General features: G+C 72.0%; 28 protein-coding genes. 15 read left to right on the plus strand and 13 right to left on the minus strand.

The features are described from left to right. The first annotated feature begins 373 nt into the window (after positions 1-373). The 3 genes from ACFVHI_RS10630 to ACFVHI_RS10640 all read left to right on the plus strand — a co-directional run bounded on the left by ACFVHI_RS10630 (position 374) and on the right by ACFVHI_RS10640 (position 3,126). Complete coding sequence (locus ACFVHI_RS10630) at positions 374-748, plus strand: transglycosylase SLT domain-containing protein (protein WP_244293774.1); 375 nt, start codon at positions 374-376, stop codon at positions 746-748. Between the two features lie 247 nt (positions 749-995). Next, positions 996-1,820 carry an SGNH/GDSL hydrolase family protein gene (locus tag ACFVHI_RS10635; RefSeq protein WP_380337770.1) on the plus strand — a complete coding sequence of 275 codons (825 nt, stop codon included), beginning with the start codon at positions 996-998 and terminating at the stop codon, positions 1,818-1,820. A 25-nt stretch (positions 1,821-1,845) separates the two neighbouring features. Next, entirely contained in the window at positions 1,846-3,126 is a 1,281-nt protein-coding gene (locus ACFVHI_RS10640) for an acyltransferase family protein (RefSeq protein ID WP_380337773.1), read from the plus strand. 136 nt (positions 3,127-3,262) lie between these two features. Here the strand turns inward: ACFVHI_RS10640 and ACFVHI_RS10645 are convergent, their stop codons facing one another. Both ACFVHI_RS10645 and ACFVHI_RS10650 read right to left on the minus strand, forming a co-directional pair. After that, positions 3,263-3,748: a GerMN domain-containing protein gene (locus ACFVHI_RS10645; RefSeq protein ID WP_363377098.1), complete on the minus strand. Its 486-nt coding sequence runs from the start codon at positions 3,746-3,748 to the stop codon at positions 3,263-3,265. Next, a complete protein-coding gene (locus ACFVHI_RS10650; protein ID WP_380337833.1) occupies positions 3,745-4,599 on the minus strand; it encodes an ATP-binding protein in 855 nt (284 codons plus the stop codon). Before ACFVHI_RS10650 ends, ACFVHI_RS10645 begins: the two co-directional genes overlap by 4 nt. Here ACFVHI_RS10650 and ACFVHI_RS10655 point away from each other — a divergent pair. Continuing rightward, the gene (locus tag ACFVHI_RS10655; protein ID WP_380337776.1) at positions 4,480-4,758 is read left to right on the plus strand and encodes a hypothetical protein; all 279 of its coding nucleotides are present in this window, start codon (positions 4,480-4,482) and stop codon (positions 4,756-4,758) included. The two genes, ACFVHI_RS10650 and ACFVHI_RS10655, sit on opposite strands and share 120 nt — an antisense overlap. Here ACFVHI_RS10655 and ACFVHI_RS10660 read toward each other — a convergent pair. Both ACFVHI_RS10660 and ACFVHI_RS10665 read right to left on the minus strand, forming a co-directional pair. Continuing rightward, entirely contained in the window at positions 4,731-5,942 is a 1,212-nt protein-coding gene (locus tag ACFVHI_RS10660) for a sensor histidine kinase (RefSeq protein ID WP_380337836.1), read from the minus strand. The two genes, ACFVHI_RS10655 and ACFVHI_RS10660, sit on opposite strands and share 28 nt — an antisense overlap. A gap of 89 nt (positions 5,943-6,031) precedes the next feature. Beyond that, positions 6,032-6,697 carry a response regulator transcription factor gene (locus ACFVHI_RS10665; RefSeq protein WP_063351822.1) on the minus strand — a complete coding sequence of 222 codons (666 nt, stop codon included), beginning with the start codon at positions 6,695-6,697 and terminating at the stop codon, positions 6,032-6,034. Positions 6,698-6,865: 168 nt separating this feature from the next. Here ACFVHI_RS10665 and ACFVHI_RS10670 point away from each other — a divergent pair, with 168 nt between their 5' ends. Genes ACFVHI_RS10670 through ACFVHI_RS10685 form a run of 4 tightly spaced genes read left to right on the plus strand, consistent with a single transcriptional unit; the run spans position 6,866 to position 10,338 of the window. Continuing rightward, positions 6,866-7,357 carry a hypothetical protein gene (locus ACFVHI_RS10670; RefSeq protein ID WP_079136598.1) on the plus strand — a complete coding sequence of 164 codons (492 nt, stop codon included), beginning with the start codon at positions 6,866-6,868 and terminating at the stop codon, positions 7,355-7,357. Continuing rightward, positions 7,347-8,438: an efflux RND transporter periplasmic adaptor subunit gene (locus ACFVHI_RS10675; protein WP_063351820.1), complete on the plus strand. Its 1,092-nt coding sequence runs from the start codon at positions 7,347-7,349 to the stop codon at positions 8,436-8,438. The genes ACFVHI_RS10670 and ACFVHI_RS10675 overlap by 11 nt, the downstream gene beginning before the upstream one ends. Next, on the plus strand, positions 8,435-9,145 hold the full coding sequence (locus ACFVHI_RS10680; protein WP_063351819.1) for an ABC transporter ATP-binding protein: 711 nt from the start codon (positions 8,435-8,437) through the stop codon (positions 9,143-9,145). The genes ACFVHI_RS10675 and ACFVHI_RS10680 overlap by 4 nt, the downstream gene beginning before the upstream one ends. Continuing rightward, positions 9,142-10,338 (plus strand): ABC transporter permease, encoded by a 1,197-nt coding sequence (locus ACFVHI_RS10685; protein WP_063351818.1) that lies wholly within the window; start codon positions 9,142-9,144, stop codon positions 10,336-10,338. The genes ACFVHI_RS10680 and ACFVHI_RS10685 overlap by 4 nt, the downstream gene beginning before the upstream one ends. 1,077 nt (positions 10,339-11,415) lie before the next feature. On the opposite strand, the gene ACFVHI_RS10690 is transcribed toward ACFVHI_RS10685, so the two are convergent. From ACFVHI_RS10690 to ACFVHI_RS10705, 4 genes are all read right to left on the minus strand, one after another. Continuing rightward, on the minus strand, positions 11,416-12,879 hold the full coding sequence (locus ACFVHI_RS10690; RefSeq protein WP_380337781.1) for an MFS transporter: 1,464 nt from the start codon (positions 12,877-12,879) through the stop codon (positions 11,416-11,418). Then, on the minus strand, positions 12,876-13,340 hold the full coding sequence (locus ACFVHI_RS10695; protein WP_380337784.1) for an SRPBCC family protein: 465 nt from the start codon (positions 13,338-13,340) through the stop codon (positions 12,876-12,878). The genes ACFVHI_RS10690 and ACFVHI_RS10695 overlap by 4 nt, the downstream gene beginning before the upstream one ends. Further along, entirely contained in the window at positions 13,337-13,690 is a 354-nt protein-coding gene (locus tag ACFVHI_RS10700) for a metalloregulator ArsR/SmtB family transcription factor (protein WP_063351815.1), read from the minus strand. Before ACFVHI_RS10700 ends, ACFVHI_RS10695 begins: the two co-directional genes overlap by 4 nt. A 513-nt stretch (positions 13,691-14,203) precedes the next feature. Continuing rightward, on the minus strand, positions 14,204-14,503 hold the full coding sequence (locus tag ACFVHI_RS10705; protein ID WP_380337787.1) for a hypothetical protein: 300 nt from the start codon (positions 14,501-14,503) through the stop codon (positions 14,204-14,206). Between the two features lie 364 nt (positions 14,504-14,867). Between ACFVHI_RS10705 and ACFVHI_RS10710 the strand changes: the two genes are divergently transcribed. Together ACFVHI_RS10710 and ACFVHI_RS10715 are read left to right on the plus strand one after the other, a co-directional pair. Continuing rightward, entirely contained in the window at positions 14,868-15,341 is a 474-nt protein-coding gene (locus ACFVHI_RS10710) for a hypothetical protein (RefSeq protein ID WP_244293771.1), read from the plus strand. 224 nt (positions 15,342-15,565) lie between these two features. Further along, positions 15,566-17,275, plus strand: coding sequence for an FAD-dependent oxidoreductase (locus ACFVHI_RS10715; protein WP_380337790.1), 1,710 nt, complete (start codon positions 15,566-15,568; stop codon positions 17,273-17,275). Here ACFVHI_RS10715 and ACFVHI_RS10720 read toward each other — a convergent pair. Together ACFVHI_RS10720 and ACFVHI_RS10725 are read right to left on the minus strand one after the other, a co-directional pair. Further along, positions 17,259-18,299 carry a polyprenyl synthetase family protein gene (locus ACFVHI_RS10720; RefSeq protein WP_380337793.1) on the minus strand — a complete coding sequence of 347 codons (1,041 nt, stop codon included), beginning with the start codon at positions 18,297-18,299 and terminating at the stop codon, positions 17,259-17,261. The genes ACFVHI_RS10715 and ACFVHI_RS10720 overlap by 17 nt on opposite strands. A 212-nt stretch (positions 18,300-18,511) precedes the next feature. Beyond that, positions 18,512-19,492: a GlxA family transcriptional regulator gene (locus tag ACFVHI_RS10725; protein WP_380337796.1), complete on the minus strand. Its 981-nt coding sequence runs from the start codon at positions 19,490-19,492 to the stop codon at positions 18,512-18,514. A gap of 71 nt (positions 19,493-19,563) precedes the next feature. On the opposite strand from ACFVHI_RS10725, the gene ACFVHI_RS10730 reads away from it, so the two are divergent. Together ACFVHI_RS10730 and ACFVHI_RS10735 are read left to right on the plus strand one after the other, a co-directional pair. Next, positions 19,564-20,238, plus strand: coding sequence for an HD domain-containing protein (locus tag ACFVHI_RS10730; RefSeq protein WP_380337799.1), 675 nt, complete (start codon positions 19,564-19,566; stop codon positions 20,236-20,238). Positions 20,239-20,306: 68 nt separating this feature from the next. Next, the gene (locus ACFVHI_RS10735) at positions 20,307-20,729 is read left to right on the plus strand and encodes a RidA family protein (RefSeq protein ID WP_063351808.1); all 423 of its coding nucleotides are present in this window, start codon (positions 20,307-20,309) and stop codon (positions 20,727-20,729) included. A gap of 408 nt (positions 20,730-21,137) precedes the next feature. Here the strand turns inward: ACFVHI_RS10735 and ACFVHI_RS10740 are convergent, their stop codons facing one another. Together ACFVHI_RS10740 and ACFVHI_RS10745 are read right to left on the minus strand one after the other, a co-directional pair. After that, a complete protein-coding gene (locus ACFVHI_RS10740; RefSeq protein ID WP_380337802.1) occupies positions 21,138-21,686 on the minus strand; it encodes a YceI family protein in 549 nt (182 codons plus the stop codon). Positions 21,687-21,922: 236 nt separating this feature from the next. Continuing rightward, a complete protein-coding gene (locus ACFVHI_RS10745) occupies positions 21,923-22,570 on the minus strand; it encodes an FMN-dependent NADH-azoreductase (RefSeq protein ID WP_380337805.1) in 648 nt (215 codons plus the stop codon). A gap of 101 nt (positions 22,571-22,671) precedes the next feature. On the opposite strand from ACFVHI_RS10745, the gene ACFVHI_RS10750 reads away from it, so the two are divergent. From ACFVHI_RS10750 to ACFVHI_RS10760, 3 genes are all read left to right on the plus strand, one after another. After that, positions 22,672-23,079 carry a helix-turn-helix domain-containing protein gene (locus ACFVHI_RS10750; RefSeq protein WP_063351805.1) on the plus strand — a complete coding sequence of 136 codons (408 nt, stop codon included), beginning with the start codon at positions 22,672-22,674 and terminating at the stop codon, positions 23,077-23,079. Between the two features lie 679 nt (positions 23,080-23,758). Continuing rightward, on the plus strand, positions 23,759-24,967 hold the full coding sequence (locus ACFVHI_RS10755) for a cytochrome P450 (RefSeq protein WP_380337808.1): 1,209 nt from the start codon (positions 23,759-23,761) through the stop codon (positions 24,965-24,967). After that, the gene (locus ACFVHI_RS10760; RefSeq protein ID WP_380337811.1) at positions 24,964-25,194 is read left to right on the plus strand and encodes a ferredoxin; all 231 of its coding nucleotides are present in this window, start codon (positions 24,964-24,966) and stop codon (positions 25,192-25,194) included. Before ACFVHI_RS10755 ends, ACFVHI_RS10760 begins: the two co-directional genes overlap by 4 nt. A 65-nt stretch (positions 25,195-25,259) precedes the next feature. Here the strand turns inward: ACFVHI_RS10760 and ACFVHI_RS10765 are convergent, their stop codons facing one another. Then, positions 25,260-25,874, minus strand: a complete 615-nt coding sequence (locus ACFVHI_RS10765; RefSeq protein ID WP_063351803.1) for a TetR/AcrR family transcriptional regulator — start codon at positions 25,872-25,874, stop codon at positions 25,260-25,262. Positions 25,875-25,922: the final 48 nt, after the last annotated feature.

A 25,922-nucleotide genomic window follows, 5' to 3' on the forward strand; every position in this document is an offset into this window, starting at 1 on the left:
ATGCGAATGCGGTGTACGACGACGGATAGTGGTGTCCGTTTTGCACTATTTTGCAACTATTTGGCATGTTATTGGGGGGCGTTTGCGCAGGCCGGGAGGGTTCGGCGCGCTCCGGGCGGCCCGCCTCTCGAATCAGTGCCGGTCTCTTGGCTACGACGGCGGGTCGTAGCGAGGGGGTCTTGGCGAGCGCCGATCCGGTCTGGCAGCTTTGCATTCATCGCCAGCCACACCGGCTCCTGTCCCACCGGTGAACGGCTCACCGCCGAGTCACACCCCGCGACCGTTCGGCCCCTGTCCGGCCACGGTCGAGGCGGGGAGTGACACCGGCCCAACTGATTGAGGTCTTGTCTATATGCCCGCTTTCAAGCTCCGCATGCGTACCTCTGCTGTGATTCTCGCCGGTGCCGCCGGTGTGACCGCCCTGGGTGCCGCCGTGGTCCCCGCCGTCGCCTCGGCTGCGGACGCCTCCCCGCAGGCCCTCGCCGCTCAGATCGTGCCGGCGGACCAGCTGGCCTCGTTCAGCCAGATCATCTCCCACGAGTCGGGCTGGAACGTCACGGCGACCAACCCGAGCTCGGGCTCGTACGGTCTGGGCCAGGCGCTGCCGGCCTCCAAGATGGCCTCGGCCGGTGCGGACTGGAAGACCAACCCGTCCACCCAGATCAAGTGGTCGCTGGACTACATGAACACCCGCTACGGCAGCCCGAACGCCGCCTGGAACTTCTGGCAGGCCAACCACTGGTACTAAGCCGACCATTCGGCTTCCCCTCACCCCGGGGGCCGGACAGGGGCAACCGGAGTGACCCACGAAGGGCCTGTGCCAGCGCATCTGCGCGGGCACAGGCCCTCGTGCCGTTCTCCCGGCCGTCCGAAACGCCCCGATCGGCAGCAGCGCACCCCTCTGGGACGTCGGTTACGTGTTGCTCATGAGGTCGTCGAACCGCGGTGACACAACGGTCAAACGGCGCGAAAAACGGCCTCCTAGCGTCTTCCTCATGACCTACGAACGCCGAACGTCCCATGACCACGAGACCCCCTCCGTTGGCCGTGGCCTGCGCCGCGGTGCCGCCTTCTGCGCGGCCGCCCTCGCCGCCGTCCTCGCCCTGACCTCCTGCGGAAGTTCCCCGGCCGAGGACGGGGGTGGCCCGGGGCCGGCGAAGGCCGGCGCCGAAGGGCTGAAGAAGCCCTCAAGGATCCTGTGGATGGGTGACTCCATCGCCGTCGGGCAGGCCCAGCCGCTGGCCGCCGCGCTCAAGTCCACCGGTATCGAGCTCACCTCCATCGCCGCCGACGGCGGCGGCGCAGCGGTCGGGCCGGTGGCGATGTCCAGCGGCGACGTCGCCTCCCGGCTCGCGTCGGTTCGCCCCGAGCTGGTGGCCTACCAGATCACCACCTATGACTGGGGCAGCCCGCAGGAGCAGCAGCAGGCGTACGAGAAGCTGATCGGCACGGTCAAGGCCGCGGGTGCCCGGCTGGTGATCGTCACCACTCCGCCGTTCGACACGGGCGATGACTTCTACGCCCCGCACAAGGCCGACATCGAGTCCGCTCCGGGGGCGGCGAAGGCGGCCGTCGCCGCGCACCCCGGCGATGCCTTCTTCCTCGACGCCTCCGCCCTGTGGGGCACCGACTTCAAGGCCCCGCAGGCGCAGCGTTCGAACGACAGGACGCACTCCTGCCAGCAGGGCACGGCGAAGTTCGCGCAGTGGTTCACCACCGAGGTGGGCAGGCTGGCCGGGTTCTCGCCCGCCGATCCCAAGAGCTGGGCCAACGGCGACTGGACCAGGTCGGATGTGTTCGCCCAGCTGAACTGCGCCTGAGCCGGTGTCCGAGATGGTGTCCGAGATGAAGACCGCCTCGCCGGCGGCCCGGCGGCGGAACGCGCGCGCGTCCCGCCGTCGGCCGGGCACGGGGCCTGCCGCGTGCTCCGGCTCCCGCCGCTCCCATGTCCCGGCCCTGGACGGTCTGCGCGGGCTGGCCGTCCTCGGGGTTCTCCTGTTCCACCTCGGGGACTTCCCCGGCGGGTTCCTGGGGGTCGACCTGTTCTTCGTGCTCTCCGGTTTCCTCATCACGGGGCTGTTGCTGCGGGAGGCCGGGGAGAACGGTGGCCGGATCGACCTGGTGGCCTTCTGGGGCCGCCGGGCCAGGCGGCTGATGCCCGCCCTCGCCCTGGCCCTGGGCTCGGCGATGGTGCTGGCCTCCGTGCTGGGCACGGCGGCCATGGCCCGCTTCGCGCACCAGGACGCCCCCTGGGTGGTGGCCAACCTCGCGAACTGGCATTTCATCGACGCGCAGGTCGGTTACTTCCAGGCGAACCCGACCCGGGTGTTCACCCACCTGTGGAGCATCGCGGTGGAGGAGCAGTTCTACCTGCTGTGGCCGCCGTTGGTGCTGCTTCTGCTGCGGCTGCGCCGGACCGCGGGTGCCGGCGCGGTGGCCGGCGTGGCGCTGGTCGGTGCGCTGGTGTCCGCGGCGCTGATGGCGCTGCTCGTCGACCCGATGGACACCACCCGTGTCTACGAGGGCACCGACACCCGGGTGTTCGCCCTGCTGCTCGGCGCGCTCGCGGCGACTCCGGCGGTGCGGCTGCGGGTGGCGCGGCTGCCGGGGCCTGCCGCAGGCCGGCTGGCGCTGATCCCGGCGGGCCTGCTGGCCGCCGGGTGGGCGCTGGCCTCGGGGACGGGGCAGATCGTCCTCTTCCGCGGCGGGTTGCTGCTGCACTCGGCGGCGGCGGCCGCGCTGATCGCCCTGCTCGCGCACGCTCCGACGTCCCCGCTGGGCAGGGTGCTGAGCCGGCGCCCGCTGACGGTACTGGGCGGGCTCTCGTACGGCCTGTACCTGTGGCACTGGCCGCTGATCCTGCTGCTGGACCACGCTGGTCCCCGCCTGGACGGCTGGGTTCGGACCCTGTGGCTGGGCGGGCTGGCGGTGGCGGTCGCGGCCTGCTCGAAGGCGCTGCTGGAGGACCCTGTCCGCCACCGGGCCCGCTGGGCCCACGGCCGCCCCGGGGTCCTGGCGGCCGTGGGCACACTGGCCGCGCTCGCCGCACTGTGGCTGGTGCTGCCGCTGATCGCGCCGACGGCGTCGGGTGCCGTCGTGGACGTCACCCAACTGTCCCTTCCCTGAGGCGCGGTGGCCGGATCCGTGCTGTGCCCGCGGGTGTTCGGGCCGGGCTTCGGGACCTCTCCTGGACCGTGGCGGGTAGGTAGGCATCCGGTGCCGGTGATCCGGCTCGCCGAGCCCAGGTCGGGTTCCGTCGGACTCAGCCGGTGTGGTGGAGGTCGCACTGCACGAAGACCGGTCCGGGGGCGTCGCTGCTGACCATGGCGATCCGGGGGGCGGTCGCGGTGGTCGCGGGGGCGTCCTCGGCGGTGCAGACCAGTTGCTGGATGGCGTAGGGGCTCAGCGCGGAGGTCGGCCAGGACAGGCGCAGGGTGACGGTGCCGTCCTCGGTGGCGGCGGTGACCTTGCCGGAGGCGGGCAGGGCGGTGCCGAGACCGGTGTGCTGCTCCGTCCGGGTGGGGCCTGCCATGAGGGTGTCCAGGGTCTGCTGGAGGCCTTCGCGTTCGGTGCCCGGCCTGATCGTCAGGCGGATTCCCTGGGGGCTGAGGAAGTACAGCCGGGTGCCGGACTCGATCCCGGTGGCGGGTTTGCCCGACTTCACCGCGCCCGCCGTGTCGGGGATCGCGCAGCCGCAGGCCGTGAGGAGCAGCGCCGCTGCGGCGATCGCGCGGAGGCGGATGGTCATGGGGCGTCCTTCGTCAGGGGTCCGCGGGGCAGGACGAGGGTGAACACCGCGCCGCTGCCGGGGGCGTTGGCGGCCTCGATGAAGCCGCCGTGCAGGCGGGCGTTCTCCTGGGCGATGGCCAGGCCGAGCCCGCTGCCCTCGGAGCGGGTGCGGGCCCTGTCCGCCTTGTAGAAGCGGTCGAACAGGTGGGGGAGTTCGGCGGGCGGGATGCCCGGGCCCCGGTCGGTGACGGTCAGCACCAGGTCGGATCCCGGCCCCGGGCCATGGGTGGTGAGGGTGAGGCGTACGGGCGGGCGGCCGTGGCGCAGGGCGTTGCCGGCCAGGTTGGCGACGATGACGTCGAAGCGGCGCGCGTCCAGGCGGACGGGCAGGGCGGCGGGCAGGTCCAGCTCGACCCGGTCGCTCCAGCCGCGCAGGTCGAGGGTGGCGCGTACGGCTTCCGCGGCGTCCACGTCCTCGGTGCGCAGCGGGGCGGCGCCGGCGTCCATGCGGGAGATCTCGATGAGGTCGTTGACCAGGCGGGTGAGGCGCCCGGTCTCGTTGCTGATCATGCGCAGGGCGGTCGCGGTGTCGGCGGGCAGGTGCTCGGCGTCCTCGTCGAGGATGTCGGTGACGGCGGCCATGGCGGCCAGCGGGGTGCGCAGCTCGTGGGAGACGTCGGCGGCGAACCGCCGGCCCTGGCTCTCGACCGCCCGCAGTTCCTCGATGGTGCCCTGGAGGGTGCGGGCGGTGTGGTTGAACGTCTTGGACAGCTGGGCGAGTTCGTCGTGGCCGGAGACGGCGAGGCGGGTGTCGAGCCGTCCCTGGGCGAGGGCCTGGGCGGCGTCGCCCAGGGCGCGGACGGGGCGCAGGACCTGGCGGGTGGCGAGCAGGGCGAGGCCGGCGGCCAGTACGGCGGCGAACGCGCCGGCGCCGGTGGCGGCGGCCAGCAGCGCGCTGGTGGCCGCCTGTTCGCGGTCCAGGGGCAGGAGGGCGTAGACGGTCAGCCCGGACAGGTCGCCGGCTCCTGAGGCGGGGCCGGCGGGGGTGCGGGTGACGGGGACGCCGACCGCAGTCCGCCCGTGCCGGCGGGGACGGCGGTGACGACGGCGTGGTGGGCGCGCGCGATGGAGGCGACGATGGACAGTCCCAGGCCCGCGCCCTCACCCGGGCTGTGCCGACGCTCCCGGAGGCGGCGGAAGGGCTCGAAGAGGTAGGGGACCGTCTCCGGCGGCACCTGGGGGCCGGTGTTGGAGACCTCCAGGACACCGTCGTGCACGCCGACCTCGACCCGGCCGCCGTCGTGGTTGTAGCGCAGGGCGTTGCCGACCAGGTTGCGCACCAGGTGTGCCAGCAGCACCGGATCACCCTCGACGGACACGGGGGCGGTGTCGGTCGAGACGGTGACGCGGTTCTCCCGGTCTTCCTGCGAGGCGGCGCACTCGGCGGCCACCGCGCGGGCCAGCTGGTCCAGTGCGACCGGTTCACGGCGGTCCAGCCTCTGGTCGGAGACGGACAGCAACAGCAGGCCCTCGATGAGCCGTTCGCTGCTCTCGGAGACCTCGATCAGTTTGCGGCGGACCCGGGCGACGGCGGCCGGATCCTCGGTGGCCAGCCCGATTTCGGCCGCGGCCCGCTGCACCGCGAGCGGAGTCCGCAGTTCGTGTGCGGCGTTGGCCGCGAACCGCTGTTGCGCGCCCACCAGTTGTTCCATGCGGTCGAGCATGGCGTCGAAGGTGTCGGCGAGCTGTTTGAGCTCGCCCGGGGGTGCGTCGAGGGCGATCCGCTCGTGCAGGTTCTCACCCGAGAGCCGCCGCGCCGTGTTGGTGATCACCGCCACCGGGCGCAGCACCCGCCCCGACATCCACCAGGCCAGTGCCACCGAGATGACGGCGAAGGCGGCCAGAGCGATCAGGGAGACGGTCAGCAGCTGGTTCTGGGCCGCCTGCTCGGCGGCCTGGGTGACGACCTTGACGGCCTGGAAGTGGGACTGTCCGCCGTCGGCGGAGGTGGTTCCGGGTAGAGCGCTTGCGGGTGCGGCGGTTCCCACCGTGAGGGTTTTCGCCGCGGCGGGGTCCGGGGTCCCCAGTGTGGCCAGTCGCGGTTCGACGGCGACGGCCGTGCTGATCGAGGTGTACAGGTTCTCCCGGACCAGGAAGTTGACCAGGAAGATGAGCATGGCCCCGGCGAGGACGAGCAGCCCGCCGTAGAGCATGGTCAGCCGGCCCCGTTCCCCGCCCGGCAGCCGCGGGCTTGGTCGGCCGGGCAGCGGAGGGCGGTTCAGGCCGGCCGGGGCGAAGCGCCTCACGCCGGGACGCCGATGCGGTAGCCGTGGCCGGGCACGGTGTCGATGACCGAGGGCTCGCCGAGCTTGGCGCGGAGTTTGCTGAGGACGACCCGAACCGCGTTGGTGCGGTATCCCATGTTCTGCTCCCACACCTGCTCGATCAGGTCATCACCGCAGACCACGGCGCCCTCGGCCTGCATCAGCACCTCCAGTACGCCGAACTCCTTGCGGGACAGGGCGAGGTAGCGGCCCTCCCGGAAGGCTTGGCGGCGGGCGGTGTCGAGGGTGATGCCCGCACGTTCGATGACCGGCGGAAGGGCGGGGTGGGTGCGGCGGCCGAGCGCCAGTACCCGGGCCAACAGCTCCTCGTAGGCGAACGGCTTGGTGAGGTAGTCGTCCGCGCCCAGGTCCAGGCCGTCGACGCGGTCGCGGACGGTACCGGAGGCGGTGAGCATCAGCACCCGGGTGAGCAGCCGTTGCTCGACGACGCTCCGGCACACCTCGTCGCCGTGCGCCCCGGGCAGGTCGCGGTCGAGCACGAGCACGGCGTAGTCGGTGAGCCTCAGCCGCTCCAGCGCGTCGGCGCCGTTGTACACGACGTCGACGGCCAGGGCGTCGCGCCGCAATCCCTCGGCGATCATGTCCGCCAGGAATTCCTCGTCCTCCACGATCAGTACACGCATGACACCAGGTGTACCTGAAACCCACCTTTCGTCGCCGTAAAGGTCTCGGCTGACAGCGGCGAAATGCGGGTGCGTGCCAGCCTCTGCGTGGTCGGAGCGGCCGGAGCGGTCGGCCGCTCGTCATCGGCCACTCGTCATCGGACACGGAGGAATTCCATGCGGAACCACATGCGGAACCACAGGTACGGCGCGGCGGCCGCGTTGGTGGCAGGGCTCGCGCTGTTCGCCACGGCCTGCGGCGGAGGCGGCACGGGCTCCGGCGGAGGCGGCGGCTCGGACTCGTCGGGCAAGGGCGCGGCGGCGGACCAGGCCTACGAGCACCGTAAGTGCCTGCGCGAACACGGCGCCCAGGTGAAGGAGCCCGAGCCGGGCCAGGACCCGCGGGCCATGGTCCTGGAGGGCGGCCAGGACAAGATGGCGGAAGCCCTCAAGGCCTGCGGGGGAGCCGGCGGCTCGGGTGGCGCGAAGATGTCCCAGGCCGACAAGGACAAGGCCCTCGACTTCGCCCGGTGCATGCGCGGTAACGGTGTGGACATGCCGGACCCGAAGTTCGACGGCGACTCGGCGATGTCGGGATCGGCGATGAAGGTCCCGGAGGGCGCCGAGAAGGACAGGTTCGACCAGGCGAACAAGGCGTGCAGTGGTCAGAATGCGCAGTGAGCGCGGGCGCAGCCGCCGAACGTACCTGATCGCCGTGCTGGCCACCTCGGTCACGCTGGCGGGCGGGGTCACGGCCCTCTCGCAGGCTGGAGGCAGCGGCAACGCCGGCGCGGCACGCACGGACGGGCTGCCGCCGAGCACGGGTTCGGTGGAGCGGCAGGATCTGAGCAGCCGGACCCGGGTGGACGGGACCCTCGGCTACGCCGAGGAGCGCCGGATCAACGCCGGTGTGCCGGGCACCCTCACCTGGCTCCCGGAGGCCGGCGCGGTGGTGAAACGCGACGGGGTCCTCTACGAGGTCGACGGCCGGAAGGTCCGGCTCATGGTCGGCGAGCGCCCGATGTACCGGACGCTGAAGGCCGGAGACGAGGGGGCGGACGTCAGGCAGCTGAAGGAGAACCTCCGCGACCTGGGCTACGGCAAGGGGCTGGCCGCGGACGAGAAGTTCACCGCCGGTACGGCGGATGCGGTCAAGCGCTGGCAGAAGGCCCACGGCCTGGCCCAGAGCGGCGAGATCGGCCCCGACCAGATCGCCTTCTCGCCCGCGGCGGTGCGGATCAAGAAGAACGACGCGGCCGTCGGCGGCCAGGCCGCTCCCGGCAAGCCGGTCCTCACCGCCACCGGCTCCGAACGGCAGGTGCAGATCAAGATCGAGGTCTCCCGGGCCGACCTCGCCAAGCCCGGCACCCGGGTCGAGGTCGCCCTGCCCGGCGGCGGCAAGGCCAAGGGCAAGGTCGCCTCCGTCGACCGCACCATCGGTGAGGACGGCAAGGAGCAGGGCTCCCCGGACAAGCCCGCCAAGATCACCGCCCGGGTGGTCTTCGACGACCCGGGGCAGGCGGAGGGCTTCGACCAGGCGCCCGTCACCGTCGAGCTCGAAGGCGAGGTCCACAAGGACGTGCTGACCGTACCGGTCAACGCACTGCTCGCGCTGTCCGGCGGAGGCTTCGGCATCCAGATCGTGGAGAACGGGAAAGTGCGCGAAGTCCCGGTCGAGCTCGGCATGTTCGGACAGGGCCGGGTCGAGGTCAGCGGGAGCGGCCTGACCGAGGGAATGAAGGTCGGGGTGCCCAAGTCGTGAGCACCGTAGTCGAGTTGAACCAGGTCACCAAGGAGTACCCGGGCGGGGTCACTGCGCTGCACGGGGTGGACCTGCGCATCGGACGCGGCGAACTGCTCGCCATCGTCGGCCCTTCGGGGTCGGGCAAGTCCACCCTGCTGCACATCGTCGGCACCCTGGACCGGCCCAGCGCCGGATCCGTCACCCTGGCGGGCCACGACGTCGCCGCCCTCTCCGACCGCAGGCTGTCTGCCCTGCGCGCCCGGCACATCGGCTTCGTCTTCCAGTCCTTCCACCTGGTGGCCGGGGTCAGCGCCCGGGACAACGTCGCCGAGGGCCTGCTCTACTCGGGCCTGCCGCGCGCCCAGCGCCGCAGGCGCGCGGCCCTGGCCCTGGAGCGGGTCGGGCTCGCGGACCGCATGCACCACCGTCCGCACGAGCTGTCCGGCGGCCAGCGCCAGCGGGTGGCCATCGCCCGGGCGGTGGTCGGCGAACCGGACCTGCTGCTGGCCGACGAGCCGACCGGCGCACTGGACTCCGCGTCGAGCGAAGCGGTGATGGAGCTGCTGTACGACCTCAACGCCCAGGGCGCCACCATCGCGGTGATCACCCACGACGGCGAGATCGCCGACAGCCTGCCACGCCAGGTCCGCATCCGCGACGGCCGCGTCGTGGCGGATCTGCGCACCGGCGCCGCCGCCCCGGCCGATCGGGGTGGGCAGCGGTGAGCCGCACACGGCTGGCCCCGGCCCGGCTCAGCCCCCGCGACGTCCTCCACGTCGGCTCGGCCGGCCTGCGCACCCGGCCGCTGCGGGTGGTGCTGTCCGCGCTGGGCATCGCCATCGGCATCGCCACCATGATCGCGGTGGTCGGCATCTCCTCCTCCAGCAAGGCCCAACTCCTGCGGCAACTCGACCAGTTGGGCACCAATATGCTGGTGGCCTCCCCTGGCCAGGGGCTGTTCGGCGAGAAGGTGAAGCTGCCCGAGGAGTCGACCGGCATGCTGGGCCGCGTCCCCGGGGTCGAGCAGGTCGGCGCGACCGGGGACCTGGCGCAGTCCGTCAGACGCAGTGAGAAGATCCCCAACGACGAAACCGGCGGCATCACCGTGAAGGCCGCCACCGAAGGGCTGCTGGACGTCGTGCGCGGCGCGGTCGGCTCGGGCACCTGGCTCAACGAGGCCAACGGACGCTACCCGTCGACGGTGCTCGGACACGTCGCGGCCCAGCGCCTGGGCATCACCGCCCCCGGCCAGCAAGTCCACATCGGCGGCCAGTACTTCACCGTCATCGGCATCCTCGACCCGCTGCCGCTGGCACCCGAGATCGAACGGGCCGCCCTGGTCGGCTGGGACGGCGCCGGCACGCTGCTGGGCTTCGACGGCCACCCGACCCAGATCTACGAACGGTCGACGGACCAGGCGGTCAGCGCGGTCCGCGCGCTGATCCCCCGCACCGTCGACCCGCAGAACCCGCACAACGTGCAGGTCACCGACCCCTCCTCGGCGCTCCAGGCCAAGGCCGCCACCGAGGGGGCCTTCACCGACCTCCTGCTCGGGCTGGGCGGGGTGGCGCTCCTGGTCGGCGGCGTCGGAGTCGCCAATACGATGATCATCTCAGTGCTGGAGAGGCGCCACGAGATCGGACTGCGCCGCTCCCTGGGCGCCACCAGGGGCCAGATCCGCCTCCAGTTCGTGACGGAGTCCCTCCTGCTCTCCGGACTGGGCGGGCTGGCCGGCGTGGCCCTGGGCGCGGCCGCCACCTACGCCTTCGCCGCCGCGGGCGGCCTGCCCTGGGTGGTCCCCTTGTGGGCCGTCACCGGAGGCTTCGCCGCCACCCTGCTCATCGGCACGGTCGCAGGCCTCTACCCGGCCGTCCGCGCCTCCCGACTCTCCCCGACCCTCGCCCTCCACACCGGCTAACGGGCGGCACGGCGTGGGGCACTCCCTGGAGTGCCCCACCCGCCGGACCGCAGCGGGCGCGACCGGGGTGGAAGGAGACACAGCGCCGGCGGGTCAACCGCAACACCCCCAGAACCCCACAACCGGATCCCGAGCGTCTACCCTCCAGCCGCTGGTCCACCCGACCCGCCCAGAACGTGTCCGGCCCCGACGTCTCCGTCGGGGCCGGACACGTTCTGCAAGGTTTCGATCCGACCGGCCTCATCCGGTCAGTTGATCTGCGCAGCTGCGCCACCGAGGACTCGATGTCGACGGGCGGTGAGGTTTCCGGCCTCGTCGGCCTTGACGGTGACGCCCGTGCCCTTGGTGGTGAAGCGGACCTTGACCAGGGCCGGTCGGGCCGGACGAAGTCGGGGTGGTCGATCTTGTGCCCGGGCTACTTGCGCCACATCGCCTCGCGGACCAGCCGTTCCAGTTGGGTGTCGTCTTCGGGGCGGTGCCCGCCTCCCGCTCCCTCCCTCCCCGCTGCGCGGACCCACCGGCGCAGCCGAGCCCTCGCCGCCGGAACAGACCACCCCAGCGGCCGTCGACGCCATGGCGTAGCCCCGCGCGCTGTCAGCGGCCGCCACCGGCACCGTGGAGGGAGGCTTCCCGGGCTCGAACCCCCGAGCGGGTCCGGGAAGCCGTACCAACGGCAATGGCCCCAGCGCAATGCCCCAGGCGTCATCGTCAAGACCTTGCACCTGCTCGCCGTCGTCGACCCGGTCGACCACACCTGTCGCCGCCAGACGCACAAGCGGCCAGGCGAAGTGAGCTAGGAATCCCCGTCCTTTAGGGCAGGGAGGATGTCAATGGGAGTGGTTTTGAACGCGGTAGTCCTGTGGACGACACGCTACGTCGCCGCCGCCGTCGCCCAGCTGCGTGCCGAGGGCCACGACGTTGGAGCCGGGTGCCGTCCGCACCCGCAGTGACACTGAGGACCTCGGCGTAGGGGTTCGCGGGTGAGGCCGGGACCTTGCCGCCGGATTCGGGTCCGGCCCTCCATGGAATGCGGAACAGGAATCACGCCAGGAGGGAGCCAGGGGGTGTCCCCGTAGATCAAGGTGAGGTTGACGGTGCCCGGGGAGATATGTTCTCGCTTGCGTCTGCCGACACACTGCGGGACAGGCCGGATCGCTTGCTGAGGAGCGTCAACGCGGTGATCAAGGCGAGAGCGGTGAAGACGCCGGCTGCCCCGAACGCGGCATGCTGCCCGGTGGTGAGTGCGAGCGGTGTCGGACCGCCGATCGCGGACGTGCGGGCGGCGGCGACGCTGGTGCAGATGGCGGTGCCGACGGCGGTGCCGACGGCGAAGGAGGTGTCGGAGAGGCCGGCGGCCAGGCCTGAGTCCTTTTCGGTGACGCCGGTCAGCGCGGCGATCTGTGCGCATACCGTGACGGCGCCCATTCCCGCCCCGAACAAAAACAGGGCCGCCGGCAGAAGACTCATCGGGCCACCGGCCGGTATGCGGGTGAGCAGCAGGCAGCCACACCCGAGCAGGACGGTCCCGGCGGCAGCTACCCGCCCCAGCCTGAGCCTGCGCACGATCCGTTGGCTCAGCAGTGCGCCTGCGGCCGCGGTGACGGTCATCATCGCGGCTGCCAGCCCGAACCGCGCCGCCGGCCAGCCGAGCACCTGCTGCACGAAAGAGGTGAGGGTGACGAGCATGCCGTCGACGGTCATGCCGGCGATGAGCAGGAGGAGGTTGCCACCGATCAGCATGCGAGAGCGCAGCGACTGAAAGGAAACGAGCGGGGCCGTCGATCGCTTCTCCACCAGGATGAACATCCAGGCCAGCACGGCCACGGCGGCCAGTAGCCCGATGCTCTGTCCGTTCGCCCACCCGGATGTCGGTACCCGGGTGATCACGTATACGAGCAGAACGAGTGCTGGGGCGATGGTCAGCGCACCAGGGACATCGAAGGAACGGGAGCGTGTGCGGTCCCGGCTTTCGCGCAGCGTGGCGGGGGCGAGCACCAGCACGAGGGTCCCGACCGGGACGTTGACCCAGAACACCCACTGCCAGCCGAGGGTATCGGTGATGATGCCGCCCAGTAGTAGACCGGCGGTGGCGCCGAACCCGCCGAGGCCGCCCCAGATGCCGAGCGCCTTGTTCCGCTCGATCCCTTCGGGGAATGTGTTCATGACCATCGACAACGCGGCCGGAGCGATGATCGCGGCCGAGACGCCCTGCACCGCCCGGGCGGCCACCAGGGTCTGGATGGACGGGGCGAGCCCGCACGCCAGCGAGGCCACGACCCGCAGCACCATCCCGGCGATGAACACACGCCGACGGCCCAACAGATCCGCAGCGCGGCCGCATAACAACAGCAGCCCGCTGAAGGCCAGCGCGTAGGCCGTCACGGTCCATTGGATGGCAGGACCGTGCAGGCGAAGGTGGCCTTCGATCGCGGGCAGGGCGGCGAGCAGGCTGGTGCCGTCCAGAATCGTCATGAAGAACGCCGTGCCCAGCAGCGCCAGCACTTGCCAACGGCGAGTCCGCGAACGGTTGCTCGTGGTCATCGCTGTTGCTGGATGCTTCGCAGCAGTTCGGTGGCGAGCGCGTCAAGCCACGTGCCGGTGCCCTGCTCCCGCCAGCTCGGTTCTTCGCGGCCGTCGAGGAAGGTGCTCTGCTCGGTGAGCAGCAGCCGGGTGCCACCACCCTCGGGGAGGAACTCCACCGTCGTCAGCGACACTGTCGCAAGGTCTTGCCCCTCGGACAGGGTGGAGGTGTAGACGATCCGCTCGTCCTGGATGATGTCGCGGTACCAGGACTCGAAAGTCAGCACGGGCCCACCGCCGGAGCGGCCGCGGTTGACCTCCCGCCCACCGACGCGGAAATCGAGCTCGTGCTCGGCGTCGAGGCCGGCGAACCAGCGGGCCTTTGCTTCGGGGGCGGCCCACGCGGCGAACACTGTGGCCGGTGAGGCCGCGTAGAGGCGTTCGAGGGTGAACGTGGCATGTGTGACCAGGTGATCGGTCATTGTGTGCTCCCTTGATCCGGGCTGTCGCAGTGTTCGGTCAGGTAGTCGCCGAGGCGATCGAGGCGGTGTTCCCAGGCAGTGCGCTGCGCAGCGATCCAGTCCTCGGCCATTCGCAGCACAGCCGGCTCAAGGTGGCAGGTGCGTACCCTTCCGGCTTTCTCGGACCGGACCAGTCCGCACGCCTCCAGTACCTGTAGGTGCTGCATCACCGCTGGCAGCGACATGGCCAGCGGCTGGGCCAGCTCACTGACCGAGGCAGGCCCGCGGATCAACCGTTCGACGATGTCCCGGCGAGTCGCGTCCGCCAGCGCTTGGAACACCCGGTCCAACGAACCAGATTGGTTAAGCATGTGCCTAACTGTTCGATGGTGGCAGCGAATAGTCAAGCATTTGGTTAACTTTTCTCCCGTCGGGAGTGCGCCGTTCCCGGGAGAAGACCCTCGAAGGCCAGGTCACCGCCGGTCGAGCCGTGCCCCCAAAGGTGTTGCAGAGACAGCTGGAACCCAAGACCCGTTGGCGCGGGAGTCGCCGTGCGCGCCCCGTGGGCGCTCCTGCACGCCGTCTACCGCGTGGCACGGAGGTGCGCGAGGCGCCGCTGCTTCTTCAGGGCGGACCGCGCCGCATCGGGGACGAGGTCGTCGCCGCCTGGACCCGGTGGGAGGAAGCCGGCCGACCGGACCGCTACGAATACGGGATCACCGTCACCCCTGATGAGTAGTGGGCATGGCAGGGCGGCCCGCAAGGGGGCCCCACTCGGTGACGGCGCATCCGGCGTCCCCGCGGGCGACGGCCTCCGTTCCCCTGACAGTGCTGCGGCTGACAGTGCTGCGGCGGCCGTCCTCGACCACGGTTGCGGAAAACCCTCAGGCTCCGTGCTCCCGGGCCGCCGCGATACCCGCCCGTACCGCTTCCAGCAGGGCTTCCAGGCCCTGCGCCCGCTGCCATTCCTCGGCCGAGTGGTGCCACGTGTGCTGCGTCGCCGGGGCTTCGGGCGGACCGGCGACGATCTCGACGGTCCGCCTCCCCTTCCGGTCGGGGCCCGTGACCCGCAGGTCCATGTTCCGGATGTGGAACCGCTTCGGACAGCTGCCGAAGACCTCCAGGATCCGGCCGTCGAACGTGTAGAACTCTCTGCCTGCCCTGGCCGTGGTCTCGTCGGTCATGCGGTGACGCTACAGGCGGGGACCGGCGGCTGCCAGGAGCGGCGGCCACGCAAATTCACATGACAGCTGCGGCCGGCTCCGCGATCCTTTGCCGGTGGCCACGGAACCGGATCTTCTCCGTCTGAGCATCGTCTGCCCACCGCCCGGCGAGGGCGGCGTGGAGGTCCGACCGTTCGTCAGTGGCCGGGATCTCCTGGCCGACCTGTCCCTCCGTAGCAGGGAATCAGGCGGCCCCCCGTTCGTGGGATCAGGCCCCCGGTATCTCCTGGGCCGGGGCGGGCCGTTGCATGCCACCGGAACTCCCCACGAGGTTCGGCTCGCTCGATCCGGATGCGGCTTTGAGCGGTGCTGCAGTGCTCTGTACGTGACGGTCACGCGCGACGAGGAGCATGTCGTCTGGGCGGGCTGGCGCGACCCGGTCGAGCGGGGCTTCGACCTGCCGGAGTTTCGGTTCGCCGCGGATCAGTACGAGGCCGAGGTCCTGCGAGCCGAGGAGGACCGCGGCTGGGAGTGGCCGGCGGCAGTGGTCGCGACGCTGCTGGAGGCGGGGCTGAGGGGACGCGAGGACTGGCTCGCCAGGTGGGAGTGCGAGGTGGAGGCGGTCTGGGCCTTCCGCGGGGAACCCGATCGGATCGACGTCGTCCTTCGGCATCCCCCTGGCCGGGACGAGACGGATCTGCCTTGGGCCCAGTTCCTGATGACCCTGCCGATCTCCGCGGACGACCCGTCGGACCAGGCCGAGCACCTTGAAGCGCAGCTGACCGCAGGCGATCCCCGTGCCACCGCCGAGCTCTGCGGAGGCTACCGGCCAGAGCAAGTGGGCTACCCGTGGCCGTAGCCGGCCGACCCGCTGTTCATGTGAACGGCAGGAAGAGGCGAGGCTGGGCGTCCTTCTGCCGTGCCGGACACTCCCCGTGCTCGGTCGGCGCCTGAAGACGCGGCCGCGGGGTGCCGGGGTCGCGGGGAGGGGCTTCGCCGGGGTGACGGCCACGACCTGCTCTATCGTTCCCGTACGGATGGGGTGGGACGGGTGAGCGGCCGTGGGCCGGGAAGGGGCGTGCGGTGTCGGGGAGTTCGGGCCGGACGGTCACGGTGTTGGGCGGCGGGGTGGCCGGGCTGACGGCGGCCATGGAGCTGGCGGAGCGCGGCTTCGAGGTGACCGTGGTGGAGCCCTCCGGGTGGGGCGGGAAGGCCCGGAGTGCCTCGGTTCCCGGCACGGGTACCGGCGGGCGGCTCGACCTGCCCAGCGAGCACGGGTTCCGGTTCTTCCCCGGCTTCTACCGGAGCCTGCCGGACACGATGCGGCGGATCCCCCTCCCGGGCTCGCTCTCGGGCGTGGAGGGCAACCTGCGGGAGGCGCCGCAGATGCTGTCCGCCCGGTCGGGGAGGATCGGGGAGACGGTCGTCGACGTGTCCCTGGCCGCCGGTCCGAGGACGCCCCTGCAGATCCTGAAGGCCCGGGGCATGAAGCTGGGCGCCGAGGGGGAGCTGAACGAGGAACTGCTGTACTTCGCCAACCGGTTGCTGGTCTACATGACCAGCAGCGCGCAGCGGCGGCTGGGGCAGTGGGAGCAGATGTCGTGGTGGGACTTCACCGCCGCCGACGGCGCCTCCGAGGAGTACCGGAAGGTGTGCGTCGTCGGGGCGACCCGTACGGTCGTGGCGGCCAGGGCGGAGGTGTGCAGCGCGCACACCGTCGGGGGGTTCCTGGAGGCCTTCGGCTACGGCTTCCTCGGCCGGGGCGAGGCCCAGGCCGCCGACCGGGTCCTGAACGCCCCGACCAGCACCGCCTGGATCGACCCCTGGGTGCGGCACCTGGAGCGGCTGGGGGTGCGGCTCGAACTCGGTTGGCAGGTGGAGCGCCTGACGGTGCGGGGCCGCGCCGTCGTCGGCGCCGTCCTGCGCGGCCCGGGCGGTCGGCGGCGGGAGGCGGCCGCCGACTGGTACGTGTGCGCGCTCCCGGTCGACCGGATCGGGACGCTGCTGGAGCGCGGCCTGGCCGAGGCGGACCCGGAGCTGAAGAAGACGGCGGACCTGCGCACCGACTGGATGGTCGGCCTGCAGTTCTACCTCACCGAGCCCACCCCGATCACCCGCGGCCACGTCATCTACCAGGACTCCCCGTGGGCCCTGACCTCCATCAGCCAGGCGCAGTTCTGGGACACCGACTTCCGCGCCACCTACGGCGACGGGACGGTGGCTGACTGCCTGTCGGTCGACATCTCCTCCTGGGACACCCCCGGCATCCTCTACGGCAAGCCGGCCCGCGACTGCACCCGGGCCGAGGTCGTCGCCGAGGTCTGGGCCCAGCTCGCCGACGCCCTCGACGACGGCCGCCGCCGGACCCTCCACGACGGCCTGCTCCACTCCTGGCACCTGGACCCGGCCGTCAAGAACCTCGACGGCCCCGGTCCCGCGACCAACGACGAGGCCCTGCTGATCAACACCACCGGCTCCTGGGCGCTGCGCCCGCGGGCGCGGACGGCCGCGGTCAACCTGTTCATGGCCGGGGACTTCGTCCGCTGCCCGGTGAACCTGGCCACCATGGAGGGCGCGAACCAGAGCGGCCGGGCGGCGGCGAACGCGCTGCTGGAGGCCGCCGGGCACGGCGCCGAGCCGGCCGTGGTCCACGCCCTGTACGAGCCGCAGGAACTGCGCCGCCTGAAGGAGGTGGACGCCGCGCTCTACCGGCAGGGCCGTGCGCACATCCTCGACACCCCGGCGCCCTGGTCCTCCCGCGCCGGGGGCGACCGGCTCAGTACGAGCGGTTGACGATCAGTTCGCAGAGCGCGTCGAGGTCGGCGACGGCACCGGGCACCGCACCGGGGCCGTCGGCGAGGCTCCGCAGACGGCGCCGGGCCCCGTCCGCGTGCTCGGCGGCGCGCTCCACCGTCCAGCGCCGGCCGCCGGCCTCCTCCACCAGCCGGGCCAGCTCCGCCTCCCCGGCCCGGCCGGGGCCGGCCGGCAGCGCGTAGCGGCGGGCCAGTTCGTCGCCCGCCGCGGTGTTCGAGGCCATCGCGGCGACCACCGGCACCGAGAGCTTGCGCGCCCGCAGGTCCGCGAAGACCGGTTTGCCCGTGACCGCTTCGTCGCCCCAGATCCCCAGCAGGTCGTCCACCAGCTGGAACGCCATGCCCAGGTCGTGTCCGAACGCGGCCAGGGTCTCGACCTGCGCCGGCCCGCCGCCGCCGTGGAGGGCGCCCAGCCGGCAGGCGCAGGAGATCAGCGACGCCGTCTTGCCCGACACCATCTCCAGGCACTCGGACAGCTCGACGCGGGGCGCGGCCTCGAACAGCACGTCCAGGCTCTCACCCACCGCGAGCTGGATGAGCGTGTCCAGCAGGGCCGCCGACGCCTCGCCGGCGACGGCTTCGGCTTCGCCGTCGGGGCCTGCGAGCACCTCGAACGCCAGCATCAGCAGCGCGTCGGCCGACCGGGTCGCCGCGCCCGGCCCGAACACCTCCCAGGCGGCGGCCCGGTGGCGACGGAGCGCATCGCCGTCCAGGACGTCGTCGTACAGCAACGACAGGTTGTGCACCATCTCCACCGCCACGGCGGCGGGCACCGCCCGCTGCGGGTCTCCTCCCACCGCCCGGGCGCAGCCCAGTGCCAGGGCCGCTCGAACGTTCTTGCCGCCGTGCCGCCGGTCCGGGGATCCGTCGCGGGTCCATCCGAACTGGTAGGCCGCCACCTGGCCGACCGCGCCGTCCAACTGCCCGACCCAGCGCCGCAGGTGTGCGTCACAGGTGGCAGCCGCGTCCTTGAGGACCGATTCGGCCCGCGCACGATCCGACAACACCCACCCCTGCCTGCCGGTCCGGCCGCGCCCGGCGACCCGGCCGCCGCCCCACACCTTCGCGGCACCCGGGCGAGCGTACGCGACCATGCCCCCGGGCGGTCCGGCGGGCCCGCCCCGGATCTCCCGGAGTCCGGGACAGCCGTCCGGCCACCCGGTGGCCGGACGGCATCCCGCCCCGGCAAGGACTCTCAGTGTCGTGGTGGCCGTTCTCAGGCCGAGGGCGTGACCGCTGGTGAACAGGCCGGACTGCGGGACGTCGAGCGTGTGAAGGTGCGGCGGTAGGCGGTGGGGGTGGTGTCCAGTGCGCGCCGGAAGTGCAGCCGCAGGTTGGCCGCCGTGCCCAGCCCGCAGTCCCGCGCCACCTGCTCCACCGAGCGGTCCGTGGATTCCAGCAGCTCCCTCGCCCTGCCCAGCCGGGCGTTGAGCATCCACTGCAACGGGGTCGTGCCCGTCTCCTCGGTGAACCGGCGCATGAAGGTGCGCTGCGAGAGGCCCGCGTGCCGGGCGAGCACGCGCAGCGAGAGCGGCTCGCCGAGCCGCTGCAGGGCCCATCCACGGGTACCGGACAGCGACGCCTCGCCGGCCACCGCGACGGGAGCCGGCACGTACTGGGCCTGCCCACCGTCTCGGTGCGGGGCGGCGACCAGACCGCGGGCGATCTGGTTGGCCAGCTCCGCGCCCAGGTCGCGGCGCACGATATGCAGGCACAGGTCGATGCCGCAGCACACCCCGGCCGAGGTGAGCACGTCGCCCTCGTCGACGTAGAGCACGTCGCGGTCGACCGAGACGGCCGGGAAGCTCCGCTCGAACTCGTCGATGTGCTTCCAGTGGGTCGTGGCGTGCAGCCCGTCCAGGACGCCCGCTGCGGCCAGCGCGAAGGCGCCCGTGCAGATCGACACCACGCGCTTGCCTCGGTCGCGGGCTCCGGCCAGTGTCTCGAGCACGGCGTCCGGCACCGGGAGGATCAGGTCGAATCCCGGCACGATCACGGTGTCGGCGGTGCTCACCCGCTCCAGGCCGTCGTCGGCGACCAGGGCGAAACCCGCGCTGGTGGCCACCTTCGGCTGCAACGCGCACAGGGTCATCTCGTAGGGGGTTTCCGGCCGGGTGGTGAAGATCTGCGTCGGGATCGCCAGGTCGAGAGGGGTGACCCCGTCCAGCGCCAGGACCGCGACTCGATGCACTGCCATGGCAGGATTCTAGCGAAGTAAGGAAATTTTGCCTCTCACCAGGTCAGGGCGGTCACGGCCAGGCTGAAGACATGACCGGACCCACCCACGAGGCGACCGCCGACCTGATCACGCTGCCCGGCACACCGCTTGCCGACGCCGTCATGAACCTCATCCGACCGGTGGAAACGCCGTCCGTCTTCAACCACAGCATCCGCAGCTACCTGTTCGCCCGGCTGGTTGCCGGCCGCCTCGGCCTGGTCGTCGGCCACGACTACCAGGACGACCTGTTGTTCGCCGCGTGCGCGATGCACGACCTCGGCGTGGCGTCGGACGGCCCGCACAACCAACGGTTCGAGGTCGAAGGCGCCGACCGGGCCGCCTCATTCCTCATCGACCGCGGATTACCGGCAATCGATGCCGACCAGGTCTGGCAGGCCATCGCCCTCCACACCTCCCCGGGTATCGCAGAACGCCGCGGCACGCTGTGCGTGCTCGTCCGCGAGGGCGTCGCACTCGACTTCGGTGGCCCGATCGGCGCCGCCCACATCGACGCCGTCACCGACGAGCAGGCCGACGCCGTGCACGCCGCCTATCCACGGCTGGACATGATCCGCTCACTCACCGACGCGATCGTCGCGCAGGCCGCGAAAGACCCGAAGAACGCACCCCGGTACACGATCCCCGGCGAATTCCTCCGTGAACGCGAGACCTTCGGCCGGACCCGGCTGGAGCACGCCTGCCGTTCGTCCCGCTGGGGCAACTGACTCCACGGACTCCACGACCGCGTCACCGAAGAACACGACCGAGTCACCAAAGAAAAGGAAGCACCGCAATGACCGTCCACACCGTCGCGATCCCCGAGGACAACGCAGTCTTCGGACAAACCACCAGCGCCTTCGCGAGCTTCGGCTATTCCGCCGCGGTCCGCGCGCACGGCCTCCTGTTCATCGCCGGAACGATCGGTCGCCGCGCCGACGGAACCATCCCGGACACCATCGAAGAGCAGACCGAGATCGCCATCCGGAAGATCGAAGAGATCCTTCGACTGGAGAACCTCGACCCGTCCGCCCTCGTCGACGTCACCAGCTACCACGTCGACATCCGCCGGCACCTGCCCGGCTTCATCGAGGCCAAGCAGCGCCTCGTCAAGGCGCCCTACCCGACCTGGACGATCATCGGGGTCAGCGGCCTCGCCAGCCCGGGACTCCTCGTCGAAATCCGCGCGACCGCCGCGTATCCCGCCGCATCCCGGTAGACCGCCGCTCCTGGGCCGGCGCCCTGGCCCAGGAGCCCGTCGCGACGGACGTGAGGTACTCACGGGACTGCGGCGGCACCGAGGAGACGACGGGACCCTGCCCGGTCTGCAGATGGTGGTCGTAGAACGCCGCCAGCACCGACACCGCGTGGTTGACGGTGGCCGGGGCGTAGCCCGACCTCAGGTACGGCTTGCCGGTGGCGCGTTCAGCGATCCCGGCACGGGCGCATCCGGTCGGCGCCGGTCCCGCGCCGGGTTGTGGCACGTCCGCAGCCACAGGACGAAGTCGCGTACGTCCATGCAACGCGGCCGGTGAGGTGCCGCGGAACCTGCGGATCAACCTCGTCAGCTCCGCTTCCAGGGCCCGCCCCAGTACGGGGCCGGGTCGGGGGGGCGGGGACCGGTGGGTCAGCGGTGGGTGAAGCGGGTGGTGAGGGTGACGGTGGTGAGGCCCTTGATCATTGCGGCTCTGTTCCAGTTCATGCCGAAGTCGTTGCGGTCGACGGTGATCTCGCCGCTGAGGGTCACCTCGTGCGGGCCGGCGGCGGTGGCGCGGGAGGTGAAGGTGAGCGGGCGGGTGGTGCCGAGCACGGTGAGGCTGCCGGTGACCTTGGCGGTTCCGGCGCTGTCGGCGACGACGCGGGTGGCGGTGAAGGTGAACGTCGGATACCTGTCGACGTCGAAGAAGTCCGCGGAGCGCAGGTGGGTGTCGAGTTTGGCCTGCTTGCTGAGGATCGACGCGGCCTCGACGGTCAGTGTGCCGTGCGCGGAGCCGTCGGGGCTGATCTCGCCTTCGCCGCTGAGCTTGGTGAAGGCGGCCCTGATCGTGGCCAGTCCCCACATCGACTTGTGCTTGATCTCCACTGATGACGTGGCCGGGTCCAGGACCCAGGGGCCGGTGCTGAGGTCGGACAGCCTGGTGGAGGGCTGGGTGGGGTCGGTGGTGCGGCGGGTCATGGCGACCGTCTTTCGGGGTGGGGCAGGCAGTGGCGTTCGGGTGGGGTGCGGCGTCGCGGGCTGGTGAGTCGCGGGCTTGCTTCCGCCCGGTGGTGGTGTGGCGGGGCCTGGATTCGGGGGCGTCCGTCGTCGCGGGGGCGGCCCTGCCCCGCCCCCGCGACGACATCAGCGGCGGCGGCGGTGGTGCGGGCCGGGTTCGGTCCGCGCCGTGCCGGTGTACGGCCCGCAGGTGCTGGTCAGGCGGAGAGGCCGGCGGCGAGGGCCTTGGCCTTGGCAGCGGCCTGCTCGTGGGCCTGGGCGCGGGAGGCGTCCGACAGGTCGACCAGGTCGGCCATCGCGGGGACGGTGCGGGCCAGGGTCAGTTCGGGCGTGATGACGTCGACCTTGAGGCCGAGCAGGCCGGTCAGCGCCTTCTCCAGGTAGTTGGCCGCGAACTCGAAGTCCTCGCGCGGGGTGCCGGGCGCGTAGGAGCCGCCGCGGCTGGCGACGACGGTGACGGGCTTGCCCGCGACGGAGGAGTTCTCGCCGCCGGTGCGGCCCATGATGATCACGTGGTCCAGCCATGCCTTGAGGCTGGAGGGGATCGTGAAGTTGTACATGGGGGCGCCGATGAGCACCGCGTCCGCGTTCTCCAGCTCCGCGGCCAGCTCGGTGCGCAGGGCGAAAGCGGCCTTCTGCTCGTCCGTGTGGTCGGCCGGGTCGGCGAAGGCGGCCGTGATGCCGGCAGCGGTGAGGTGCGGCAGCGGCTCGGCCGCGAGGTCGCGGTAGACGACCGTGCCCTCGGGGTGCTGCTCCTCCCATGCCTTGCGGAAGGTGGCCGTGACCTCGCGGGAGGCGGAGCCGTGGGGCAGGGCGGAGGAGTCGAGGTGCAGCAGGGTGGCCATGGAGGGCTCCAGAGCTAGGGGCTGAGGTTTCTTATGTAGCTAGTAATAACATAGCCACTTACTTTTCTAAAGCTACGTAGGTCGAGGGCTACCCTGGTGGCATGGCGAATCACGGCGAGCAGGCATGCAGGAAGGCCGACGAGGGCATTGCGCGCGTCTTCCAGCTCTTCGGCAAGCGGTGGACGGGCCTGATCGTCGTCACCCTGATCCCGGGGCCCGTGTACTTCGCCGATCTTCGGCGGGCCATCCCGGGCATCAGCGAGCGCATGCTCTCGGAGCGGCTCACCGAACTCGGCGAGGCCGGCCTGATCCTGCGAGAGGTGGACGCCGGCCCTCCGCTGCGGGTCTCCTACCGGCTGACCGAAGCGGGCAACGCGTTGGAGCCCGCGTTGGCCGAGCTGGGGCGGTGGGCGGCCACGCACCTGAACGGCGGTGCACCCTGCTCCGGTGGGCCGGAGCGGCTCCCGCTCGACGTGGCCGGCGCGGCCGGCGGTGCGTCGGCGGGGTGACCGCCGGGCCGGTCGCGGGGCCGGCGGCGGAGCGGCTCCGCCGCGTGCCGCACCAAGGACTGCGAGTCCCGCGGCGGCGTGCACGCCGGGTGGCGCCACCGGCGCTTTCCGTCCGGCTTGTGCGAGGTTGCGAGGCTGAGCCCACCTGGGCCGGGGTGGTGTCCGACCCGCGTTTCGCGGCGCGGGTGTGGTGGGTGCGTGTGCGGGGTGGTGCCTGCGGTCACGCTCGGCCGGGCTGCGGGGCGGCGTAGAGGATGCTGCGCGGTCAGGTGCTGGAGCGTGGCGCCCGGATCGTGTGCGGCAGTGATCCGGAAGCGGACGCTCGTGTCGCCGTCGGCGAGGATGCGGCCGGTGAGCGGGATGCGGGTGTGGAGGGCGCCGGTCTGCGCGCCCAGGCCGCTGCTTCAGGTGCGTCGCCGAACCGGAATCAAGGCCCCCGCCGCCGCCGATTTCCGTTCGACTCTCCCGAGGGCCGGGCCCGTTCCGGCACCGAACGGGCCGATCTCGCCCAGTGGCTGACTGTGCGTGCCGACGGTGTTACGCTCCCGAGAGAAGAGAGAGCTGACTCTCACTTGTTGGCCGGGGGCGCCGTTCGTCCGCCCTGGCCTGGACGTGCAGGAGAGGGCGGTTCTGCCGAACGTTCGCTGCTCTTGTGGCCTTTGGCCGGTGAGGAGACACCATGACCGCCCCCGCACCGCAGTTACCCTTCGAGCGCCCCGACGCCCTGGACCTGGCGCCGCTGTTCGCGCGTCTGCGCGAGGAAGGTCCGATCACGCGGGTGACGACACCCGCCGGCGACCCGGCCTGGCTGGTGACCCGCTACGAGGAGGCCCGGGAGGTCCTGGGCGACGCCCGGTTCTCCCGGCTGCGCCCCGATTCCGAGGGCGCGCCGAGGATCTCGGAGTCGGCGCTGCACACGCGCCCCGCCCCCACGCCCGAGGAGGAGGACCGCGAGCACACGCGGATGCGGCGGATGCTGGCGCCCGCGTTCAGCGCTCCGCGGATGCGCCGGCTGGGCGAGAGGATCGGGGAACTCGCCGCATCCTGCCTGGACGCGATGGAGGAGGAGCGCGCGCGGGATCCGGAACGCGCCGTCAACCTGCACGACCACCTGTCGTTCCCGTTGCCGGTGATGGTGATCTGCGAGCTGCTGGGTGTGCCGGTCGCGGACCGGGGCCTGCTGCGCGGCTGGTCGGAGCGGATCGCCGCGCTGTACGGCGGGGCCGACGGCGCCGCGGCCATGGCCGAGTTCGAGGCGTACGTGGCCGGCATCGCCGAGGAGAAGCGGAAGCAGCCGGGGCAGGACGTGATCAGCGACATCCTGGCCGTGCAGGCGGAGGACCCCTCGTTCACCGAGGGGGAGATGACCCGGCTGGCGGTGGGGCTGCTGTTCGCGGGCCACGAGACGACGTCGGCCCGGATCGACCTGGGGGTGCTGTTCCTGCTGAGCGACACCGCCCGGCGGGACCGCTTCGCCGCCGACCCGGACGCGCTGGCCCGCGCCACCGTGGAGGAGGTCCTGCGGATGGCCTCGCCCGGTGGCCTGGGCCTGACCCGCTACGCCCGCGAGGACGTCACCGTCGCGGGGACCGCGATCGCGCGGGGCGAGGCGGTGCTGGTGGCGATCAACGCCGCGAACCGGGACGGGCGGGTGTTCGAGGAGCCGGACACCTTCGACCCGTCGCGTTCCCCCAACGCGCACCTGGCCTTCGGGCACGGCGGCCACTACTGCATCGGCAACGTGCTGGCACGCACCGAGATGCAGGTCGCGCTGACCGCGCTGTTCCGGCGCTTCCCCGACCTGCGGCTGGCGGTGGACGCGCGGAGCCTGCGCGACCACGACGAGCGGCTGGCGGGCGGCCTCAGCGAGGTCCCGGTCCTGTGGTGAACGAGGAACACCCGCGCGAGCGGCCGGTCGCGCGGGTGGAGGCGGACACCTCGCGGTGCGTGTCGTCGGGGCAGTGCGCGGTGACCGCGCCGCTGGTGTTCGACCAGGACGAGGCCGGGCAGGTCGTCGTGCTCGCCGCCGAGCCCGGCGCACGGGCGGCGGAACTGGCCCGCCAGGCGGCCGCCATGTGCCCGGCCTCGGCGATCCGGGTGTATCCGGTGAGCTGATCCGGCGCGCTAGCGGCCGGTGGTGCCGGCCGCCCCCGCAAGGGCGGCCGGCACCCGCCTCGGCGTCAGGGTGTGCGGGTGTGCAGTGCGGGGGCGGGGCAGGGCAGCGGGCGGGCCCCGGCGGGGGTGAGGCCGTCGAGGACCAGGGCCAGGTAGCGGCGCCAGCCGTCCTCGTGGGGTTCCATCGTCCACAGCACCGAGACCAGCATGACGACGACGCGGTGCAGGTCGTCGGGTACGAGGTCGGCGCGGATCACACCTGCGTGCTGACCGCGCGCCAGGAGAGCGTCGAGGGCGGCGAAGAACTCCTGCCCGGTCGCCGGGGTCAGGACGCCGGCGGAGCGGGCGGCGGCCAGCACGTTGTAGTCGCCGGCCACCGATTCCAGTGCCGCTTCCAGGACGCGGGCCAGTCCGGAGGCGGGGTCGGGGTCGTGGGCGGCAGCCTGGATGACGGGGCGGACGTTCTCGCCGAAGCGCTCGTCCAGTACGGCCCGCAGCAGCGCGGCCTTGTCGGGGAAACGGCGGAAGAGCGTGGCGGCCCCGACGCCGGCCCGGCGTGCCACGTCGTCGAGGAGGGCGTCGGGGCCTTGTTCGGTGAAGACCTCCCGGGCAGCCCGGATGATCTTTTCCGCGTTGCGGGCGGCGTCGGCGCGCAGCAGCCGGGGGGAGTCGAGGGCCATTGCGGCAGCCTATCCAAGGGCCGGCGGAACGGCGTCGGACGGTCCGGG

The organism is Kitasatospora sp. NPDC127121, from assembly GCF_042677305.1.
Classification (GTDB): Bacteria; Actinomycetota; Actinomycetes; order Streptomycetales; family Streptomycetaceae; genus Kitasatospora.

Bases quoted from the DNA above. Each gene is read 5' to 3' on its own strand.
- ACFVHI_RS10725 (WP_380337796.1), bottom strand. From the start codon at position 19,492: ATGGCAGTGCATCGAGTCGCGGTCCTGGCGCTGGACGGGGTCACCCCT.
- ACFVHI_RS10755 (WP_380337808.1), top strand. From the start codon at position 23,759: ATGACCGCCCCCGCACCGCAGTTACCCTTCGAGCGCCCCGACGCCCTG.
- ACFVHI_RS10740 (WP_380337802.1), bottom strand. From the start codon at position 21,686: ATGACCCGCCGCACCACCGACCCCACCCAGCCCTCCACCAGGCTGTCC.
- ACFVHI_RS10700 (WP_063351815.1), bottom strand. From the start codon at position 13,690: ATGCTTAACCAATCTGGTTCGTTGGACCGGGTGTTCCAAGCGCTGGCG.
- ACFVHI_RS10665 (WP_063351822.1), bottom strand. From the start codon at position 6,697: ATGCGTGTACTGATCGTGGAGGACGAGGAATTCCTGGCGGACATGATC.
- ACFVHI_RS10670 (WP_079136598.1), top strand. From the start codon at position 6,866: ATGCGGAACCACAGGTACGGCGCGGCGGCCGCGTTGGTGGCAGGGCTC.
- ACFVHI_RS10705 (WP_380337787.1), bottom strand. From the start codon at position 14,503: ATGACCGACGAGACCACGGCCAGGGCAGGCAGAGAGTTCTACACGTTC.
- ACFVHI_RS10765 (WP_063351803.1), bottom strand. From the start codon at position 25,874: ATGGCCCTCGACTCCCCCCGGCTGCTGCGCGCCGACGCCGCCCGCAAC.
- ACFVHI_RS10745 (WP_380337805.1), bottom strand. From the start codon at position 22,570: ATGGCCACCCTGCTGCACCTCGACTCCTCCGCCCTGCCCCACGGCTCC.
- ACFVHI_RS10690 (WP_380337781.1), bottom strand. From the start codon at position 12,879: ATGACCACGAGCAACCGTTCGCGGACTCGCCGTTGGCAAGTGCTGGCG.
- ACFVHI_RS10635 (WP_380337770.1), top strand. From the start codon at position 996: ATGACCTACGAACGCCGAACGTCCCATGACCACGAGACCCCCTCCGTT.
- ACFVHI_RS10660 (WP_380337836.1), bottom strand. From the start codon at position 5,942: ATGCTCTACGGCGGGCTGCTCGTCCTCGCCGGGGCCATGCTCATCTTC.
- ACFVHI_RS10735 (WP_063351808.1), top strand. From the start codon at position 20,307: ATGACCGTCCACACCGTCGCGATCCCCGAGGACAACGCAGTCTTCGGA.
- ACFVHI_RS10640 (WP_380337773.1), top strand. From the start codon at position 1,846: ATGAAGACCGCCTCGCCGGCGGCCCGGCGGCGGAACGCGCGCGCGTCC.
- ACFVHI_RS10730 (WP_380337799.1), top strand. From the start codon at position 19,564: ATGACCGGACCCACCCACGAGGCGACCGCCGACCTGATCACGCTGCCC.
- ACFVHI_RS10750 (WP_063351805.1), top strand. From the start codon at position 22,672: ATGGCGAATCACGGCGAGCAGGCATGCAGGAAGGCCGACGAGGGCATT.
- ACFVHI_RS10645 (WP_363377098.1), bottom strand. From the start codon at position 3,748: ATGACCATCCGCCTCCGCGCGATCGCCGCAGCGGCGCTGCTCCTCACG.
- ACFVHI_RS10630 (WP_244293774.1), top strand. From the start codon at position 374: ATGCGTACCTCTGCTGTGATTCTCGCCGGTGCCGCCGGTGTGACCGCC.
- ACFVHI_RS10675 (WP_063351820.1), top strand. From the start codon at position 7,347: ATGCGCAGTGAGCGCGGGCGCAGCCGCCGAACGTACCTGATCGCCGTG.
- ACFVHI_RS10695 (WP_380337784.1), bottom strand. From the start codon at position 13,340: ATGACCGATCACCTGGTCACACATGCCACGTTCACCCTCGAACGCCTC.